This window comes from Maribacter sp. Hel_I_7 (genome assembly GCF_000688315.1).
Taxonomy (GTDB): domain Bacteria; phylum Bacteroidota; class Bacteroidia; order Flavobacteriales; family Flavobacteriaceae; genus Maribacter; species Maribacter stanieri.
Window position 1 is genome coordinate 835,581 of sequence record NZ_JHZW01000002.1, and the last position, 20,200, is coordinate 855,780.

17 protein-coding genes are annotated in these 20,200 nt (G+C 36.5%); 12 read left to right on the top strand and 5 right to left on the bottom strand.

Going from position 1 to position 20,200, the window contains the following annotated elements:
* Positions 1–63 precede the first annotated feature (63 nt).
* From P178_RS0105110 to P178_RS0105125, 4 genes are all read left to right on the top strand, one after another.
* Positions 64–897 (top strand): phosphatase PAP2 family protein, encoded by an 834-nt coding sequence (locus P178_RS0105110; RefSeq protein ID WP_027065202.1) that lies wholly within the window; start codon positions 64–66, stop codon positions 895–897.
* 191 nt (positions 898–1,088) lie between these two features.
* Positions 1,089–1,442 (top strand): hypothetical protein, encoded by a 354-nt coding sequence (locus tag P178_RS0105115; RefSeq protein WP_027065203.1) that lies wholly within the window; start codon positions 1,089–1,091, stop codon positions 1,440–1,442.
* A gap of 1,389 nt (positions 1,443–2,831) precedes the next feature.
* A complete protein-coding gene (locus P178_RS0105120; protein WP_027065204.1) occupies positions 2,832–3,146 on the top strand; it encodes a hypothetical protein in 315 nt (104 codons plus the stop codon).
* A gap of 26 nt (positions 3,147–3,172) precedes the next feature.
* Positions 3,173–4,327: a gliding motility-associated C-terminal domain-containing protein gene (locus P178_RS0105125; RefSeq protein WP_036145748.1), complete on the top strand. Its 1,155-nt coding sequence runs from the start codon at positions 3,173–3,175 to the stop codon at positions 4,325–4,327.
* 21 nt (positions 4,328–4,348) lie between these two features.
* Here P178_RS0105125 and recQ read toward each other — a convergent pair whose 3' ends face one another.
* The 4 genes from recQ to P178_RS0105145 form a co-directional block, all read right to left on the bottom strand.
* A complete protein-coding gene (recQ, locus tag P178_RS0105130; RefSeq protein ID WP_027065206.1) occupies positions 4,349–6,433 on the bottom strand; it encodes a DNA helicase RecQ in 2,085 nt (694 codons plus the stop codon).
* Positions 6,434–6,570: 137 nt separating this feature from the next.
* Entirely contained in the window at positions 6,571–6,870 is a 300-nt protein-coding gene (locus P178_RS0105135) for a GIY-YIG nuclease family protein (RefSeq protein WP_027065207.1), read from the bottom strand.
* A gap of 107 nt (positions 6,871–6,977) precedes the next feature.
* Positions 6,978–7,310, bottom strand: a complete 333-nt coding sequence (locus P178_RS0105140; RefSeq protein ID WP_027065208.1) for a single-stranded DNA-binding protein — start codon at positions 7,308–7,310, stop codon at positions 6,978–6,980.
* Positions 7,311–7,575: 265 nt separating this feature from the next.
* The gene (locus P178_RS0105145) at positions 7,576–8,262 is read right to left on the bottom strand and encodes a GNAT family N-acetyltransferase (protein WP_027065209.1); all 687 of its coding nucleotides are present in this window, start codon (positions 8,260–8,262) and stop codon (positions 7,576–7,578) included.
* A gap of 107 nt (positions 8,263–8,369) precedes the next feature.
* Here P178_RS0105145 and P178_RS23520 point away from each other — a divergent pair, with 107 nt between their 5' ends.
* Genes P178_RS23520 through P178_RS0105180 form a run of 7 tightly spaced genes read left to right on the top strand, consistent with a single transcriptional unit; the run spans position 8,370 to position 14,236 of the window.
* Positions 8,370–8,651 (top strand): CDGSH iron-sulfur domain-containing protein, encoded by a 282-nt coding sequence (locus P178_RS23520; protein WP_036145751.1) that lies wholly within the window; start codon positions 8,370–8,372, stop codon positions 8,649–8,651.
* Positions 8,652–8,672: 21 nt separating this feature from the next.
* Positions 8,673–9,560, top strand: coding sequence for a sugar phosphate isomerase/epimerase family protein (locus tag P178_RS0105155; RefSeq protein ID WP_027065210.1), 888 nt, complete (start codon positions 8,673–8,675; stop codon positions 9,558–9,560).
* Positions 9,557–10,720 carry a mandelate racemase/muconate lactonizing enzyme family protein gene (locus P178_RS0105160; RefSeq protein WP_027065211.1) on the top strand — a complete coding sequence of 388 codons (1,164 nt, stop codon included), beginning with the start codon at positions 9,557–9,559 and terminating at the stop codon, positions 10,718–10,720. Before P178_RS0105155 ends, P178_RS0105160 begins: the two co-directional genes overlap by 4 nt.
* Before the next feature lie 3 nt (positions 10,721–10,723).
* Positions 10,724–11,218 (top strand): VOC family protein, encoded by a 495-nt coding sequence (locus P178_RS0105165; protein WP_027065212.1) that lies wholly within the window; start codon positions 10,724–10,726, stop codon positions 11,216–11,218.
* Complete coding sequence (locus P178_RS0105170; RefSeq protein WP_027065213.1) at positions 11,211–12,173, top strand: 2-hydroxyacid dehydrogenase; 963 nt, start codon at positions 11,211–11,213, stop codon at positions 12,171–12,173. Before P178_RS0105165 ends, P178_RS0105170 begins: the two co-directional genes overlap by 8 nt.
* 11 nt (positions 12,174–12,184) lie before the next feature.
* A complete protein-coding gene (locus P178_RS0105175; protein ID WP_027065214.1) occupies positions 12,185–12,628 on the top strand; it encodes an SRPBCC domain-containing protein in 444 nt (147 codons plus the stop codon).
* Between the two features lie 57 nt (positions 12,629–12,685).
* Positions 12,686–14,236, top strand: coding sequence for a M20/M25/M40 family metallo-hydrolase (locus P178_RS0105180; protein ID WP_036145754.1), 1,551 nt, complete (start codon positions 12,686–12,688; stop codon positions 14,234–14,236).
* A 16-nt stretch (positions 14,237–14,252) separates the two neighbouring features.
* Here P178_RS0105180 and P178_RS0105185 read toward each other — a convergent pair whose 3' ends face one another.
* The gene (locus P178_RS0105185) at positions 14,253–16,835 is read right to left on the bottom strand and encodes a cyclic nucleotide-binding domain-containing protein (protein WP_027065216.1); all 2,583 of its coding nucleotides are present in this window, start codon (positions 16,833–16,835) and stop codon (positions 14,253–14,255) included.
* A gap of 203 nt (positions 16,836–17,038) precedes the next feature.
* On the opposite strand from P178_RS0105185, the gene P178_RS0105190 reads away from it, so the two are divergent.
* Positions 17,039–20,194, top strand: a complete 3,156-nt coding sequence (locus tag P178_RS0105190) for a WD40/YVTN/BNR-like repeat-containing protein (RefSeq protein WP_027065217.1) — start codon at positions 17,039–17,041, stop codon at positions 20,192–20,194.
* Positions 20,195–20,200 lie beyond the last annotated feature (6 nt).

Below are 20,200 nucleotides of genomic sequence, written 5' to 3' on the forward strand. Positions count from 1 at the left end.
TTTGAATTTAAAAATAATTGATACAGATTATTTTTAAATAACCGATAAGTTTAAATTTACCCCATGAAAAAGTTAATAACCCTCTTAGTTATAACCCTTTGTATTTCTTTAACTGCGCAAAATTCTAGTAAGGATTCTACCGAAACGCGTTGGGATATGGTTAAATACGATGTCGAAAATATGTTTAAGGGTGTAGGTTATTCATACGCCAGACCTTTACATTGGCAAGGAAAACAATGGGCTCAATTTGGTGCTGTCGTTGGTGGAACAGGTCTTGTTTATTTGGCAGATGACAATACTTCTAGGTTCATTAGAAACAATAGAGAAGGTATTCCAAAATTTATACGTGATTATGGTGAGTTTTATGGTAGTCCCGCAAATAATTATTTAGCCACATCAGGAGTGTATGCGGCGGGATTGATTACTAAAAATGAAAAACTAAGAAGAACAGGGGTATTATTAATTTCATCAGCAACATCTGCCGGACTTCTACAACAAGTCTTAAAATCTGTTGTAGGTAGAGCAAGACCATTAGCAGACTTAGGTAAAGATACTTTTGATCCATTTAACTCAAGTAGAAATTTTCATTCCTTTCCATCCGGACATGCTTTATTAGCTTTTACAAATGCATATGCCATTGGTAAGCAATTTAAAAATCCGTGGGTAAAAGCCGGTATTTATACTTTAGGAGCTATACCTGGTGTCTCTCGTGTATGGGATGGCCAACATTGGTTAAGCGATATGGTGTTTGCATTTGCCATTAGTATTGCAACTGTAGAATCTATTGATAGATATCTCGATAAAAAGTATGACGAAAAATACAATAACCAACAAAAAATGGTAAGTTGGAATTTAAATTTTGGCCCGGGTCAAATGGGAGTTACGGTAAATTTTTGATAGCGTTATGTAGTTATTTTTTAAAATTCATTAGCTAATGGATGTAGTTCTTTAAAAATAATTATAAACAATTATAAGTTTATTCTTACAACAAAATTACATTATTTCAGATGTTATTTCTTACATTTCACAACATATAATTACATAATCCCCTTATAATAATGTAATTAGCCTTTAAAATAAAAAAGGCTATGATATCAAACAAAACTTACATCTTATTTTTCCTACTTTTATTTACATATGTAAACACCTTCGCACAAGTAAAAATTGGAGACGATGTTAGCACAATTAATGCCACATCACTTTTAGAACTTGAAAGTACTTCTAAGGTACTAGTATTAACAAGGGTTACTAATGCTCAAATGTTGAGTATAATGCCTTTGAAAGGTGCCCTAGTTTATAATATAGATAGCAAATGCGTGCACTTATTTAATGGAACCCTATGGCAAAACATATGTAATAGTTCTAACAATGCAATTACAATTACTGATAATAATGATGGTTCTTACACCTTAACATCATCAGACGGCACAACGTTTACATAACCTAATTCTGAGAGTTTAAAGGGAGAAAATGGTAACGACGGACTAAGCGCATTTCAAATAGCCACAAACAACGGATTTTCAGGAACTGAAGCACAATGGCTAGCAAGCCTGCAAGGTACCGATGGAACTGATGGTGAGGACGGATCAAGTGCATTTCAAATAGCCACAAACAATGGATTCTCGGGAACAGAAGCACAATGGCTAGTAAGCCTGCAAGGTACCGATGGAACTGACGGTCAGGATGGCGATGACGGACTGAGTGCATTTCAAATAGCCACAAATAACGGATTCTCAGGAACCGAAGCACAATGGCTAGCAAGTCTGCAAGGTGCCGATGGAACTGACGGTCAAGATGGCGATGACGGAGCAACTGGTTCTGCTGGTACCGATGGAGACGATGGACTAAGCGCATTTCAAATAGCAACGAACAACGGATTTTCAGGAACCGAAGCACAATGGCTAGTAAGCCTGGAAGGTACCGATGGAACTAACGGTCAAGATGGCGATGACGGAGCAACTGGTTCTGCTGGCACCGATGGTGACGATGGACTAAGCGCTTTCCAAATAGCAACGAACAACGGATTCTCGGGAACTGAAGCACAATGGGTAGCAAGTCTGCAAGGTGATGATGGAGCTGATGGTAACGACGGACTAAGCGCATTTCAAATAGCCACAAATAACGGATTCTCAGGAACCGAAGCACAATGGATAGCGAGCCTGGAAGGTACCGATGGAACTAACGGTCAAGATGGTGATGACGGACTGAGTGCATTTCAAATAGCCACGAATAATGGATTCTCAGGAACCGAAGCACAATGGATAGCAAGCCTGGAAGGTACCGATGGAACTGACGGTCAAGATGGCGATGACGGACTGAGTGCATTTCAAATAGCAACGAACAACGGATTTTCAGGAACCGAAGCACAATGGCTAGCAAGTCTGCAAGGTGATGATGGAGCTGATGGAGCTGATGGTAACGACGGACTAAGCGCATTTCAAATAGCCATAAATAACGGCTTCTCGGGAACCGAAGCACAATGGCTAGTAAGCCTGGAAGGTACCGATGGAACTGACGGTCAGGATGGCGATGACGGAGCAACTGGTTCTGCTGGCTCCGACGGAGACGATGGACTAAGCGCTTTCCAAATAGCAACGAATAACGGATTCTCGGGAACTGAAGCACAATGGCTAGCAAGTCTGCAAGGTGATGATGGAGCAGATGGAATAGATGGAACTACAGCTATAGTTCAAAATCTAGACAGTCCCACTACTGATACGACTTTAAGCACTTCAGCACTTGCTTCATACTTAAAAACAGAAATTCTAACTCAAGCAAGTGCATTTAGTACTTCTGACATTCTTGGCCACGACGCTGTTGATTTAAGTATAGTGGCTCATACTTTTAATCCCGTAATAAGTAATATATCCGGAGCAAAATATGTAGGAGAAATACAATGGGAAATTTTAGAAACTGTAGGGATATTCAAGAATAGGTTTGCTATTTATGTAAACGGGACAAGAGTAACTCCTGTTTTAAATATATGGCCCAATGTTATCAACCTTACTTCAGCCCCAACTAATAGATTCTTTGAATATACAAGTACCGGTAGCGACGTAATAGAATTAAGAATGTCTAGAAGTCTATTATCAACTGGTGTATTACATGTATTAAATGCAGAATTGAAACTAAGAAGATCATTATAGGTCGATACAAATTGACATTCCATTTTATGAAACAGAAAAAATACACCTATACCATTCTAATACTACTCTTTCTTACAGGGTCAAATCTGTATAGTCAAAAAATGAAAAATTATGGGGACTTAGAAGTTCATACTGACGGTCAAATCGGACTTTACAATTCATTGGAAAATGATGGATATTTTTTTAGTAATAGTGGTTTAGTAGGTTTTTATGGCGAAACTTATTTTAATGTTTCTGGAGTTATTACACCAAAATTATATGATTTAGAAATTGCAAATGCCAGTAATATTTTTCTAAATATTCCGATTGTGGTTAGCAATAATGCTAATTTTATTATCGGAGATTTACAAACCTCTAAAGTGGAAAGTTCAAATCATTTAGATTTTACACCTACAGCTTTTTCAAATGGAGCATCTGATTTTTCTAAAGTAAATGGTTTTGTAAAAGCAGATGTCTCTGATCGATTTATGTTTCCTATTGGTGATGCTGATTATTTAAGACCCTTATCCGCAGAAACTACAGATATAAACTCAGAATTTACAGCCGGTTATCTTTTTGAGGATAGTACAAATACGTACCCTTTCAGCAACAATCAAGAAGTTGCTAATATAAATACCAACGAATACTGGATTTTAGAAGGATCAAATAAGGTTTCAATTACAATTAATTGGAACGACCGAAGTAGTATTGAAAGTATTACAGAGGATATTAATCAACTCAGAATCGTAGGTTTCGAAATTTCTACATCTGAATGGAAAAACCTTGGGGGAATTAGAAATACAGGTGATTTAGCAAGCGGTTTTTTAACTTCATCGTCGTTTATACCAGATGAATATGCAGCTATCACTTTTGGAGTATTACCAATAGATGAAGTTGAACAACCAAAACTTCCATTAGATGGATATCACTATATAATAAGTCCTAATGGAGATGGAATTAACGATTTCTTTGTAATTGAAGAACTCGCCGAATTTGAAAATAATGTGCTCCAAATTTATGATAGAAATGGATTACTTGTTTATGAAGCAGAAAATTATATTAATGAATTCAATGGAGAAACAGGAAAAAGTATTGCTGCTATAGATCGAGATTCAGGATTGGCTCAAGGAATATATTATTACATAGCAGCCGTTAATGGCGGTGAGTTTGTTTTACAAGGATACTTATATATTGACAGGTAAATAGTGTTGAAATCATAATTATTATGAATCTAACATATAAAGAGCAAACTTAATTTTCCAATATGGTACTTTTTCTTCAAAGAATTCAAAGTAGTCCTTTAAACCAGTTGCTTCGGTTAACTCTGATTTAGCCTTCTCTATTTCAGCTATTTCTGCAGCACTTACAAATTGATTTAAATCGAGATCCTCACCTTCAGCATGCTTTTTCATTAGGTGTCCGTAAATAGTATTTTCAGATAAATTTCGTTCAGTTGCTATTTCTGAAACCGTTGATCCTTTGCTAAACAGTTCAAACGTTTTATCATGGGTCGCTTTTTTTGATTTCTTCTTTGGAGCATGCTTAGCTATTTCATCAATAAAAATATCAGCATACTTTTCTAATTTAGCTTGCCCCACCCCAGAAACCTCCATAAATTCTGCTTTATTCTTCGGGAGTTTAACTTCCATATCTTTTAAACTTGCATCACCGAAAACCACATATGCTGGTACATTTTGCTCAGTTGCAATTTGTTGTCTTAACAAGCGAAGCTTTTCAAATAAATCTGTCTTTTTAGCTCGTGCTTTAGAGGCAACCTTTTTCTTTTCGGTTTCTTTCTGCAAGACAGCAAGCTCTATTTTTTTATTAGAAAACAGCACATCTTTTGCAAGTGCAGTTAACCCAAGTCGCGCTCCTTCTCTAAAGTTGATATCCAAAACCCCTTGATTCAGCAATTGAATTACATATTGCTGTAAGTCTAACCAAGAGATATCTTTTACCGCGCCATAAGTTTTTATGTTCTGATAGCCTTTCTCTAAAACGTGTGCATTCTGCGCACCCCTTAAAACATCGATCACCATACCCATCGGTTCTCGCTCTTTTAACCGAGCAACACCAGAGCATACTTTTTGCGCCAACAAGGTTGCGTCAAAATAAGCAGGGGGAGAATTACAGATATCACAATTACCACAACCTTCTGTTACTTGCTCTCCGAAGTAATTTAACAAAGCAATTCTGCGACAACTCAATGCCTCGGCGAATTGCTGCATACGCTCTAATTTTGCATATTCAACATCGGCATTTTCACTTTGGGTAATGAACCGACGTAATTGAGCCACATCGGCAAAACTGTAAAATAATAATGCATGAGCTGGGAGTCCGTCACGACCACCACGACCAATTTCTTGATAATATCCTTCTATATTCTTCGGAAGGTTATAATGAATAACCCAACGTACATTGCTTTTATCTATACCCATCCCAAAAGCAATGGTAGCAGCAATAATTGGCACTTTATCGGTAATAAATTCTTCTTGCACACTAGAACGCTCATCAGATGACATACCCGCATGATACGCTTTTGCCTTAAAACCTGCATTCTTTAATTTTTCAGCAATAGACTCTGTGCTCTTACGACTTAAACAGTAAATAATACCGCTTTCAAAAGGTCGGTCATCTAAAAAATCTAAAATGTGCTTTATACGATCTTGAGCAGGTTTAACATCCAAGTATAGGTTAGGTCTATTAAAAGATGCTAAATGACGCTCTGCGTGAGGTATTCTTAATTGATCAACAATATCGTCTTGCGTTGTTTTATCGGCAGTCGCAGTAAGAGCCATTACCGGGATATTGGGAAACCTTCTTTTTAACCCACCTAATTGTGTATATGCAGTTCTAAAATCGTGTCCCCATGAAGAAATACAATGAGCCTCATCTACAGCAAAAAGACTAATATTCAGATTTTCTAAAATTCCGTTGAAGAATCCAAGACTTTCTGGAGCCACATAGAATAGTTTTAACTCCCCTTTCTCTAACTTTTTAAGTATCTCTTGTTGGGTTTCTTGAGATTGCGAGCTATTGTAATATTCAGCTGCAATACCGTTCGCCTTTAAAACATCAACCTGATCTTTCATCAAAGCAATTAGCGGAGAAATTACTATTGCAGTTCCTTCTAATGCCAATGCCGTTAATTGATAACAAAGAGACTTACCGCCACCAGTAGGCATAATTGCCAATACATCTTTTTTACCTAAAGCATCTTCAATAATTGATAATTGATTTGGCTTAAAAGAATCGTAACCAAAGTGCTTTTTTAATAAAGGGAGTAAATCTTGTTCTATTGAAATCATGTTATGCAAAAATAGTGTTTGAAATTGTCTTTACTCGGGATAATCTAAGAATGAAATTTTCAAGAGGCAGAAAGTTATTTACGAAATTCGTGTTTAAAATTAAACTGATTACTTTATCGTAAAGCCTCGTTAAAACGTTATTTACATTCAAATATCCATCCATCAGATAAATCCTCCCAATTAGGATTTACTGAATTCACCAATTCTTCTTTTCTTTTTCGATTCCCCGATTTAATTTGTTTTTCCCTTTCAATTGCCAAATTAACATCAAAAAACTCTTCATAATACACTAAAAAATTACAATTATATTTGGAAGTAAATCCTATAAAGTACTTGGTTTTATGTTGGTAAACTCGCCTCAACAAATTACTTGTTATACCAGTATAAATAACTGTATGATTTTTATTCGTCATGAAATAAATATATGAAATTTTCATTTCGATTTAATTAAAATTGACGTCATTGCGAGGCACGAAGCAATCTACCAATTCGTGTTCCAAACTTACAGATCACTTCGTCGTTCCTCCTCGTGAAGACGTTCACGTTATTTACCCAACATCAATAACTCGTTACATCTAACTTCGGTAATGTATCTTTTTTCACCTTCTTTGGTTTCATAAGAACGATGGGTAAGTTTACCTTCTACGGCTACTTGTTTTCCTTTAGTTAAAAAGTTCTCTACTATCTCTGCCGTTTTACCCCAAGCAACCACATTATGCCATTGGGTATCATCTACTTTTTCTCCTTTAGCATTTTTATAACTATCGGTAGTGGCAATGGAAAATTTTGCCAATTTGGTACCACCTTCTAGATTAATAATTTCTGGGTCTTGCCCCAAGTTTCCAATTAACTGTACTTTGTTTTTTAATGCGTTCATCTTATTATTATTAATGGTTTAACAGTTTATACTATCAAGCCTTATTGACTCGACACTGCAAACCTAGAACAGCATTGAAACTTTAATCGGGTTATAAACACTTACTATCGTTTGTAATCGTTTACAGTCGTTTGAAAACTTTTATAATATTGATTTAAATATAGTTACCTACAATTATTAAACTTAATAGAAAAGGAAAATTGAGAAATAAGCATCAAATAATAACGAATAATCGATATCCTAAAGGCATTAAAAAAATAAGATTCTATTTTTTCCGATACAACCACCAGTTCATATCTCTGGTTAATTGAAATCCTAATTTCTCATAAAGAGGAATAGCAAGGTTTCCTTTATTGGTATGCAAAATGGGTGTTTTATGCGCTTTTAAAATTTGTTTTGTAGTATGTGCAATTAGCTGTTTTGCCAATCCTTTTCGTGTATAATCAGGGTGTGTAACTACTGCACTAACTTCTATAAAAAGATTAGTTTGCATTCGTTGACCGGTTATTGAAACTAATTTGCCTTCTTTAAATATACCATAGTAATTCCCCATTTCAAAAGTTCTTCTTCTATAATAACCAGGCATTACTAACTGGACTAAATTATATATTTCATCAATATACTCATCGCCTAAAAGCACAATCTCTTCGGTTATCGACACCTCTGGTAGTTCATTTAAAACCATTTGACAACCATCAATCTTTTTCTCTAACACAATTCTAGCTGCGTCTATTTTCGGAGTTTGATTCTCTGAAACAAAGAAAAAACTACCTGTAGTTTTTGAATATTTGTTCGCAGCTACAATCGTTTTTGAATCATCAAAAAAGGACCCAAAAGTACATACCTCTTGATCATAAAACTGAACACCATCAAATTCCACAGCAAACCTTTTATGAGTTTCATTTAAGGAATACCAAACCGGATTATTAAGTTGTTCTTCTAAGTCTGCCATTAGCGTAAATTATAAAACGTAAAATTAAATAAACAACAATTGAAATATTCAAGTTCCACCAATATCTTTTCATACTCGGTTATATAAATAATAACAAAATTTAGCAATTGGTTGTACCTGTAAGTAGGCAAAAGAAATATTTTTTACCTACCTTAAAAGCTTATAAAAATGAACAAACTAAATGGAAGAAATTACATCTAAAGACCAATGCGTTACAGATACATTGTAGCAAACAACGGTCATTAAAAATTAAAGGAAACTTACAAATACAATTGGCATCTGGCGAGATTGTTACAAAAGAGGGCACTACAGGATTTTGTAGATGTGGAGTTTCTGACAACAAACCATTCTGTGATGGATTTCATAGAAAGATAGAATATACTGGATAAACAAAACAACCTTACCTACCAATGGAATTAGCAATACATAATTGGATGCGTGCAGAATCTTTAGAGCACACACTAAGCAGAATCAACAAATTAGATTACACTCATTTAGAAATACAAGGTGCTCCTGAGAGTTATGATATAAAAAAGACTCAATTACTCTTAGACTTATACGGTATAAAATGTTGGGGATCTGTAACCTTAATGTTAGAACAGCGAAACTTACTTGCTAAAGACCCTGCTCAACGTAAAATGTCTGTGCAATATGTAAAAGACGTTGCTAAAATGGTTTATGAATTGGGTGGTAAAGTCATTTCATTAGTACCAGCAACGGTAGGTAAAATTGTACCCGATGCCAGACCCGACGAAGAATGGGAATGGGCTGTTGAAGGTATCCAAGAAATTTATAAGTATACGGAAGACCATGGGCTGAAAATTGGTATTGAACCCATCAACCGTTTTGAAACATATTTTATAAATAGAGGGGAACAAGCTTTGGCATTAGCCGAAGCTGTTGGTCCTAATTGTGGAGTTTGTTTAGATACGTTTCATATGAACCTAGAAGAGGAAAATATGTTCAAAACGATGAAGAAAGTCGGCAAGCGATTGGTAAATTTTCATGTTGCGGACAATAACAGAATGGCACCTGGCATGGGCCACCTCAACTGGACTAAAATTATTGACACTCTTAAAGAAATTGAGTATAACAAAGTATTATCGGTAGAGTTTTGCGCTCCATTAGACCGTACCCCTGCAAATCTATATCCAAACTCAATTGAAACCAATCCGGAAGGACTGACCGCTGAACAAAAGAAATTCTTGGAAGACCATGGTAGTTCTGCTACTACCGATGAGTTTTATACCATGCTTACCAAAAAATCAATAGACACCTTAAAAGACCTTATCAAATGAAAATTACCAATATAGAAGCCTTTTGGTTACGCTGCCCTATTCCTAAAGAAAAACAACATTTTTCTGATTACGGTCTATTAACAAACTTTGATATGACATTAGTCGTAGTAACAACCGATACGGGATTACAAGGTTTTGGCGAAGCAAAAGCAGCAGTAGGTTCCTCTGGGTCCTGTGCCTCTATTGTGAGTTGCATCGAAAATGAATTGAAACCACAATTGGTTGGTAAAGATGCCCGTAATATTTCCCGAATTTGGGAGCATGTTTACAATGGCACCAGAGACCACTATTCACTTTCTAGAGGGCGTAAATTCCCAATTTTAGGAAGAAGAGGATTAACCATTTCTGCAATGAGCGGAATTGATACTGCCCTTTGGGATATTAAAGGAAAAGTCTTAGGCGTACCTGTTGTAGAATTGTTAGGCGGAAGCTGTCGCGATAAAATGCCAGCATATGCAAGTGGTGGTTGGGCAAAAGCCGATGCTATTGGCGAACAATTATTAGGCTACACGAAAAAAGGATTTGGCGGAGTAAAAATGCGTGTTGGTATTATGGATCAAACCGTTGCCGAAAGTATAAAACGGGTTAAGGCTGCACGAGAGGCATTACCAGATCATATAAAATTAATGACCGATGCCCATGGAACGTTTAGTGTACCGGAAGCCAAACAATTTACAAAAGGCGTAGAAGATTGTAATCTATATTGGTTTGAAGAACCTATAAGTCCCGATAATAAAATTGGCACTGCAGAAGTTCGTGCAAACACCTTTATACCCATTGCTGCAGGCGAAAGCGAATACACAGCTTTTGATGTTCGCGATTTAATTGCAGAACGTGCCTTAGATGTTTTACAACCAGATTGTGCTATAATTGGAGGTATTACAGAAGCCATGCGTGTATCGCAATTAGCTCATACCTATCAATTAGAACTGGCACCACATTGTTGGGGGTCTGCATTTTCTTTTATGGCGGGACTCTCTGTTGCGTTCGCTTCTCCTTCTGCAAATGTTATTGAATTTTCATTGGGCGGTAATCCTATGATGTACGATTTGGTGGAAGAAGACATTACAGTGGATAAGGAAGGAATGCTCAAAGCTCCAGATAGACCAGGTTTAGGCTTAACACCTAATTGGGATTTTGTAAAAGATTTTAAACAATAAATTATGGCAAAGGCAGTACATATTAATCACGTTGCATTAGTGGTAAGCAACTTAGAAGAAGCGTGCAAATTTTACGAAGAAGAACTGGGTTTAGAAGCCATACCCGCATTCTTGTTCGATTACCCAACTGCATTTTTTAAATTCAACGAAGAGCAACAATTGCACTTAACGGAGTGGGAAGATTCATATTCATTTAGAGGTCATATCTGTGTTCAAGTAGATGATATTAACACATTGTTCTTTCGGATGAAGGAACTGGGTGTTATTGATATTAAACCATGGGGAAATGTGCGTCAATTACCCGATGGTGCCATTCAAATGTTTGTTCGTGACCCATCAGGTAATTTGGTAGAACTTTCTTCTGTACCCGGGGATTATATTGACCCGAAGATTTTTGAAGACGAATTGTACAAAGAAGGAATCTATGTCTCTGGGCGAAATGATTTCCGAGGGTATAAATCTAAAGACGCAACCCTTTACCACAAATCCGATGAATAAGAACATCCTTTTACTAGAAACGGTTGCCGATGATGCGATGCAAATGTTAGAGAATGCTACGGATATGAACATTCTAACCGCTTATGATGAAGCATCACTGAATCATCAGCTAGAAAACTATGCTATTGATGCTATCATTACACGAGGTAAAGGTCAGGTTCGTGAATCGTTAATGGAACAATTGCCCAACTTAAAAGTTATTTCGCGTTGCGGAGTTGGACTAGATAATATTGATGTGTCTTCGGCTACAAAAAAAGGGATTAAAGTGGTGAATGCGCCAAATTCCAATGCCGATACTATTGCAGAACATACCATTGCCCTATTACTAATGCTTCAACGGAATTTGTACAATGCGGTAAGCATGGTAAAAGATAACAGATGGGTGGACAGAGGTTCGTACATAGGAGATGAATCTCACGGTAAAACATTAGGTATTATCGGGATGGGAAACATAGGTAAAAAAGTTGCAAAGATTGCCACTGCTTTAGGTATGCATGTTGTGTACTGGAGTTCTAAAAAAGAAGATGTCCCCTACTCCTTTGTAGAATTTAACCAGCTTTTAAATACATCGGATAGTATTAGTTTACATCTTCCGTTGACTTCAAAAACAGAAAACCTCATCAATGCTTCGGCATTTTCAAAAATGAAACCGTCCGCATTACTTATCAATACGGCAAGAGGCGGAATTATTGACCAAAAAGAATTGTTGATTGCTTTAAATGACAAGAAAATAGCAGGTTTCGCAGCAGATGTATTAGCGCAAGAACCTCCCAATGAAAACGACCCGTTACTTCAATTAGATAATGTTTTGGTTACTGCTCATTTGGGAAGCTTAACTAAAACCACCTACACAAAAATGTGTACTATGACAGTTGAAAATACACTCGCTATTCTACGAAATGAACAACCAATGGCAAATTGTATTTTTAATCGAAAAGAACTAGGGATAAGCTAAAGCATAGTACCATGAAACAGAATGAACCCATTATTGTAGAGCAACTATTAAATGCATCAATTGAACAAGTCTGGGAAGCATTGACCAATGTAGTACACATGCGTAAATGGTATTTTGATGTTATTCCAAATTTTGAGCCAAAAGTTGGATTTAAAACTCAATTTCTAGTAAGTTCCGGTGAACATAATTTTACACATAATTGGAGCGTTACGGAAGTAGTTCCCAATTTAAAAATTTGCTATCACTGGACCTTCAATGAATACCCTGGAGAGAGTATTTCTACCTTTGAAATATCAAAAAAAGAGGAACAAACCCTTCTAACGGTTAAAAGTGAAATCATAACAGATTTTCCAACCGATATCCCAGAATTTAAAAGAGAAAGTGGTGCAGCTGGTTGGGAATATTTAATTAAGGAAAGTCTTCCTAAATTCATAGAGAAATCCATTAACTTTTAACATCCTTCTTACGACCTTAAATTAGTACCTTAGTTCATCTAACAAACTATCTTGAACATGAAAAAAGGACTACTCATTTGTGCATATATGCTATGCACCACATTTGCAATTTCACAAACCACAAAAGACATTATTACTGCCATCGAAAAAGAAGGTATTGAAAATTCTCAATTAGAGCAATTGGCTTACGAATTAATGGACCTCAACGGTCCACGTTTGGTAGGTACTCCAGAAATGAAAAACGCACATGATTGGGCAATAAATACCTATAAAAAATGGGGTATTTCCTCAGAAAACCAACAATGGGGAACCTGGAAAGGTTGGCAAAGAGGCATTACCCATGTAGATATGGTATCACCACGAGTAGCTTCACTACACGCTACACAATTAGCCTGGAACCCAGGCACAAGTTCTAAAGGCGTTACGGCATCATTAATTACACTACCTACTTTTACCGACTCTTTAGCTTTCGTAAAATGGCTTCCTAACGTTAAAGGAAAAATAGTTATGGTAAGCATGTTGCAACCAACGGGTAGACCAGATGAAAACTGGGAAGAGTATGCTACTAAAGAATCGTTCGAGAAAATGAAATCGGAACGTGATTCAATAGAAAAAGAATGGAGACAGAATATTAGTAATACTGGCTATAACAGTAGAAATATTAATTCGGCTTTTGAAAGAGCGGGTGCTGTTGGTATTGCACAATCTAGATGGTCTGAAGGTTTTGGAGCAAACAAAATATTTAGTGCAGGTACAGAAAAAATTCCTGCAGTAGATATCTCTTTAGAAGACTACGGAATGCTATACAGAATGGTAGAACATGGTGCCGATACCAAAATTAAAATAGTAGCCGAATCAAAAGATCTTGGTGTAGTACCAACGTTCAATACAATTGCAACAATACCAGGAACCGAGTTCCCTGACGAATATGTGATTTTGTCTGCGCATTTTGATTCTTGGGATGGAGGAACAGGAGCAACAGATAACGGTACAGGTACCATTACCATGTTAGAGGCTGCCCGTATTTTAAAGAAAGTATACCCAAATCCAAAAAGAACAATCTTAATTGGACATTGGGGTAGTGAAGAACAAGGTTTAAACGGTTCAAGTTCTTTTGTAGAAGATCATCCAGAAATTGTTGCCGGCGTACAAGCTGTCTTCAATCAAGATAATGGAACAGGAAGAGTTGTTCGTTTATCTGGACAAGGTTTCTTACATGCCTATGATTATTTAGGACGTTGGTTAGAAGCAGTTCCTGAAACATACAAGAATGAGATTGAAACTACTTTCCCAGGTTCGCCTGGTCGTGGTGGATCAGATTATGCATCTTTTGTAGCGGCGGGTGCTCCTGCTTTTTCATTAAGCTCTTTAAGTTGGGACTACTGGAATTACACGTGGCATACAAATTTAGACACCTATGATAAAATTGTATTTGATGATGTGCGTAACAACGCAATTCTTACTGCAATTTTAACCTATATGGCATGTGAGGATCCTGAAAAAACATCTCGTGAAAAAGCCGTTTTAGGTATTAATCCTAGATCTGGCGAAAAAGGAGAATGGCCAACGCCAAGATCTCCACAACGTAAAGGTGGCCAAGACGAATAGGTTCTCCAAACAATAATTAGATTTCAAGTTCAAGGCTATCCGCTGCTTGTAGTGCTTTTTTAATAGCAGTACTCCACAGCGCATAGCCTTGCTTATTTAAATGCAATCCGTCAGAAAGATATAATTCTGGAATAGGTCTATTATCCGTAGTAATCATTTGTGCAAATACATTGATATATTGTGCATTAAGTTCGGTGATAAAATACTTGGACAACATGAGGTTTGTTTCCATAATTAAAGGAATTAGATGTTCGCGCTCTACACTTGGCTTCAAACTTATTAATGCCAATTCTATATCAGGATATTTGTTTTTAACCAACTGCACCAATTCCATACATCCTGATAATACTTCTTGTGGTGTCTTACCATCATTCAAATCATTTTCGCCTGCGTACAAAACAATTTTTGAAGGATTTGCTTCTTTAAAAATCTCATCGAAATAATGAATACACCACGCAAATGTAGATCCGCCAAAGCCAAGATTCACTACATTGAACGGACTTAAATCACGCTTCATATTCACCCATAAACGCACAGACGAACTACCGTAGAAAGCAATAAGATTTTCTTGCGTTTCCAGTTTATCAACACGTCTCTTCAGTCTTTTTATTTCATTGCACCATATAGCAGGTGGCTCTTCTAAACTATCAGCTCCTGAAGATGACACATTCAACTGTTCTGCTCTTTTAATCGCAGTTTGCACATATCCTTTATAATTGTTTTCATACTGCTGTACAAAGGCATACAAATCGGCATTATTTCTAGAAGGCACTTTTTCACTCAATTTAAAAGGTTCCTTTATAGCACAGTAGTATAACGACTTACCTATTCTATGGTCAAAATTTACCATTACCACAGGTATTATATAAGGTTCTGGCACTGTATTCAAGGCTAATTTAAATGCTCCCATTTTAAATGGGCCAGGAGATTCATCTGTTCTGTAGGAAGTTCCTTCTGGACTAATAATTAGATTATAATCATTTTGAAGGTACTTAGAAGCTTCACTGTAAAAAATACTTCGAGATTCTTTTTTGCAGGTAGCTGTTTGCTGTTCAGATTCTTGCGTGTATACATTGATATACCCTAAATTATCGTAGTAATTCTGGTGTCCGTATTCTTGCCCTTTTCCAATTCTAACTGTTCTAATTCCCGGTTCATTATATTTTTTATATAACACCATGGCACTTAGAAAATGAGAGTCTAGAGTTATTTGAAAATTATTATTCAGCACATAATGTTGATCGTTTACCAAATGATTATAAATGAAAATATTACCGGTACTTTCTGGTAAATTCTCCAATCCTTCAATTATGTAGGGTACTTTATCAAAAACCTTTACGGTAAGTTCTGCACATACTTTCCTGTTCATTTTCGGGTTCTGACTTTCCTTTTCTGCAACATTTTCATATATCTGTTGTAACCCACTGATAAACTCATGCTCTTTCTGGTCTTCGCTTAACAACTCTAAACTTAAAGACGCAATATGTCTCTCTAAAGAAGTCCCTTTTTTAACTAAGCCAATTAAGGCATCATAAGCAAATTGCTTGGTAGTATTACTTTTTAATAGGTGTGGTACTTGATGTAATGGAGATGATAACAATAAGCGAGATTTGTTATTACTAATAAGTTGATAAACCGCTTCTATACTGTGCTCACCCAACAAACCAATATAACGTACAAAAGCTGCGTTAAGTTGATTGCCCATTAGCCATAAAAGCCTTTTAAAAAATTGACCTTCAAAAGCATCATCCTTACGAAATAATTTCATGAGTTCCCCATCAGGAATAAAATAGGCAGATGTTTTAGTATTTGTAATGGCAGAGCAGATATCCTTTTCTTTCAATAAACATGACCAACCGAAAACAAAGCCAGCATTTTTTATGGAACGTTGCTTAATTTCAATGGTATTCTCTATTCGTTTTATAGTAACCTCTCCGTGAATTAATATAAACAAACCATTACTTGAACCATCTTGTACATACAAAACCTCATCTGGTTCATATTCTCTACGTTCTGCCAAGCCTGCCAATGCCATTAGATTTTCCTCTTCAAAATAATCGAGAAAAGGAGAACGTCTCATTAACGATACAATCTCTTCGTGTTCTGCAACTGGCGAAATAAAGAATTGACGATCTTCTACAAAAGGCTGAAACCTTACCGGGTTCAATAATTCGGTCTGCTTTAATAAAGCTGTTTGTAGAACACGATATAATTTAGCACCTATATTCTTTAAAAGAATGTTTTGATGCCCTTTCTTTAAATATGCTTCAAGCGCTATAAAAGGTATTTCAAAAAATGTAGCTTTTGGCGATGAGACCACAGCTTTATAAGTAAACCTTTGCGGTGTATTAAAACCATTTAAACCTATGGTGGAAAAAGGCTCTGAATTTTGACAAACCAAAATATCGCTCTCTGGGTTTTCAAACGAAATATAATAGTTGACACCACCCTCTAATAACCACCTAAATGTGCTTACTTTTTTATGGATATAACTAATTATATATCCTTTAGAATAGGTATTGACTTGCCCGTTAGGGAAGTATTCTTTTAGTTTTTCTGTACTTAATTCTTGTTTTAAAAGTTTAGTCTGGTGTGCCATACACCTTCTAACTTAGCCAGTTTAAAGTAAAAAAAGAAACTGCAGACCTATTAAAACCAATTTATCATTTTAATAAATCTATATTGTTTAAAACCATAAAAATTCGCCCTTTAAAATCAGAAATAGCGAATTCAAATTCAGTACTACCATTTTACCTAAGCTTTTATTACCTTCCCTTATTCAACAACCAAACAGGCCACACCATGAAAACCATTAGACTTCTGCTAGTGCTAATTATCTTAGCTCCATTGACATTACAATCTCAAAGAAAAAAGAGTAAAATAACCGAACCAGCAATTAAGCTAGAAGATTCTCTTTATACAGGGTTAAAGTGGCGAAATATTGGTCCGTTTAGAGGTGGTAGAAGTGTTGCTTCAACTGGGGTAGTTGGTCAGCCAATGGTATATTACATGGGTACCGTAGGTGGCGGAATCTGGAAAACCACAGATGACGGAATTAGTTGGAAAAATATCTCTGACGGATTTTTAAAAACAGCAACCGTTGGCGCCATATCGGTAGCTGAAAGCAACCCGAATATTATAATAGCCGGTATGGGCGAGCATGCCGCAAGAGGTGTAATGACTTCTATGGGCGACGGAGTTTACAAATCTACCGATGCCGGAAAAACATGGAAACATATGGGTCTTGAGCAAACAAGACATATCTCTGATATTATTATAGATCCAACCAATCCTGATATTGTTTTTGTTTCTGCGCAAGGAGCACAATATGGTCCCTCCTCTCAACGAGGAATCTATAAATCTATAGATGGTGGTGTAACTTGGACAAACGTACTTTTTGTAGATAATATCACAGGAGCATCGGCATTATCAATGGATATGACCAACCCAACCATTCTATATGCCGCTATGTGGCAACACAGGCGATTTCCTTGGACCATGGAGTCTGGTGGAAAAAATTCGGGCATCTATAAATCTACCGATAGTGGAGATACTTGGAAACAATTGACAGAAGGCTTACCCAAGGAAATGGGTAAAGCAGGTATTTCTGTTTCTCGTGCCAATCCAGAACGCGTTTTTGCGGTAATAGAGGCCGAAGGAGAAAAAGGAGGCGTTTATAGGTCAGATGATGCTGGTAAAAAATGGACCTTAATTAATAAAGACCGTATCAACATTACACGTTCATGGTATTACATGGAAATTTTTGCAGATACCCAAAATGAAGATATCGTTTATGTTCTAAATGCACCGGTAACAAAATCTATAGATGGGGGGAAATCGTTTTCAACGCTATCAACTCCACATGGTGACAATCATGATTTGTGGATAGACCCTTTGAAAAATCAACGTATGATTAATTCAAATGATGGTGGATCTAATGTTTCAAACAACGGTGGAAAAAGTTGGAGTACACAAGAGAATCAAAATACAGCGCAATTTTATAGAGTTATTACAGATAACCTAGTGCCTTACAATGTCTATGGAGGTCAGCAAGACAACTCTACCGTTGCGATAGCCTCTAGAACTAATGACGCTGGTATAGATTGGAAAGATTGGTATGCAGTCGCCGGTGGTGAAAGTGCCTTTTTAGCTTTTGACCCAGATAACCCGAAACTAATATACGGTGGCACATATCAAGGTAATATTGATAAGTGGGATGCAGAAACAAAAGAGTCTAAGTCTATAAAAGAGTATCCGGAGCTAGGTTTAAGCATCTCTCCTGAAGATGCTAAATATCGTTATAATTGGAATGCTCCCATTATCACATCACCACACGATAGAAAAACTATTTATCATGGTGGTAACGTAGTATTCAAATCAACAGATGAAGGTCATAGTTGGCAAGTCATTAGTCCAGATTTAACAAGAGACGAAAAAGACAAGCATGGTTTAGGTGGCGGTCCTTTTACTAATGAAGCCGCAGGTGGTGAAATATATAACACGCTCACCTATTTAACAGAGTCTCCACATGAAGAAGGTGTTATTTGGTCTGGTAGTGATGACGGTTTGGTACACGTTACTAAAGACGGAGGTACCAATTGGACGAACGTTACACCAACAGGAATTAAAGAAGGAATAATTAATAGTATTGAAGTTTCTCCGCATGACCCAGCGACTGCCTACATAGTATTGATGAGATACAAATCGATGGATTTTGGAAACTACATTTTCAAGACTACCGACTATGGTTCTACTTGGTCAAAAATTGTCAATGGCATAAACGGTGACAACACATTTACACGTGTTGTTCGTGAAGACAAAAAAGTAAAAGGCCTATTATATGCAGGTACGGAAACAGGACTTTTCGTTTCCTTGAATGATGGATTGCACTGGCAGCCATTACAATTAAACTTACCACTAACCCCTATTAATGATCTTATCATTCAAGATAATGATTTGGTGGCGGCAACTGCAGGTAGAGCTTTTTGGATATTAGATGATCTTGCTGCATTACAGAATAGTACTACGCCAAAGCAAAAGGTAAATATCTTTAAACCTAAAGACACGTATTTGTTTATAGGAGGATCAAGTGATAAACCAATTCCTGGATTGGGAAGCAATCCTAAAAGCGGAGTAACTTTTGACTATTATTTGAGTGAAGCACAAGACAGTACTGAACTAAAGCTAGAAGTTCTAAAAGATGGTGAAGTAATACGTACTATTACCAACCAAAAAGATAAAGATTTTAAATCTTGGCCTGGAGGACCTTCTAAACCTTCTGTACTAACATCTAAAAAAGGATACAATCGTTTTACTTGGGACTTTAAAAGAAACGCTTTACCCTCAGTGGAAAAAGTATTTGTACTTGGAGGCTTAAATGGTTCAACAGTTGGTCCTGGTGATTACCAACTAAAATTAACTTTAGGGGAATCAACTACTGAAACAATGGTTACCATATTACCTCACCCAAAAGTAAACGCTAGCATGGTAGATTATGCAGAGCAACAAGCGATAATGAAGACCATTGAGTCTACCGTGTTTAATATACACACCTCTGTCAATGATATGCGATCGGCCAAATCTCAATTAAACCAATACAACAAACTACTTTCTAGCAATGCGGAAGCTACAGAACTTTTACAGAAAGGAGATTCATTAGTAAAACGAATAAACATCTGGGAAGAAAATTTGATACAGCCTAACCAGAAAACTTTTCAAGATGTTATAAATTTTGAAAATAAACTGAATGCACAATTACTGAATCTAAGAGGTTATATTGATGCTGCCGAACCCAAAGTTACCGCTGGCGCAAAAGAGCGTTTAACTGACTTGTTGAACACATGGAGAACATTTTCAACAGAACACGACGCAATTATTAATACTGAAATGAAAGCATATAATTCACTATTTCAAAGTTTAGAAATTCCTGCGATTATATTATCTAAAAAACAACATTAAAAAATA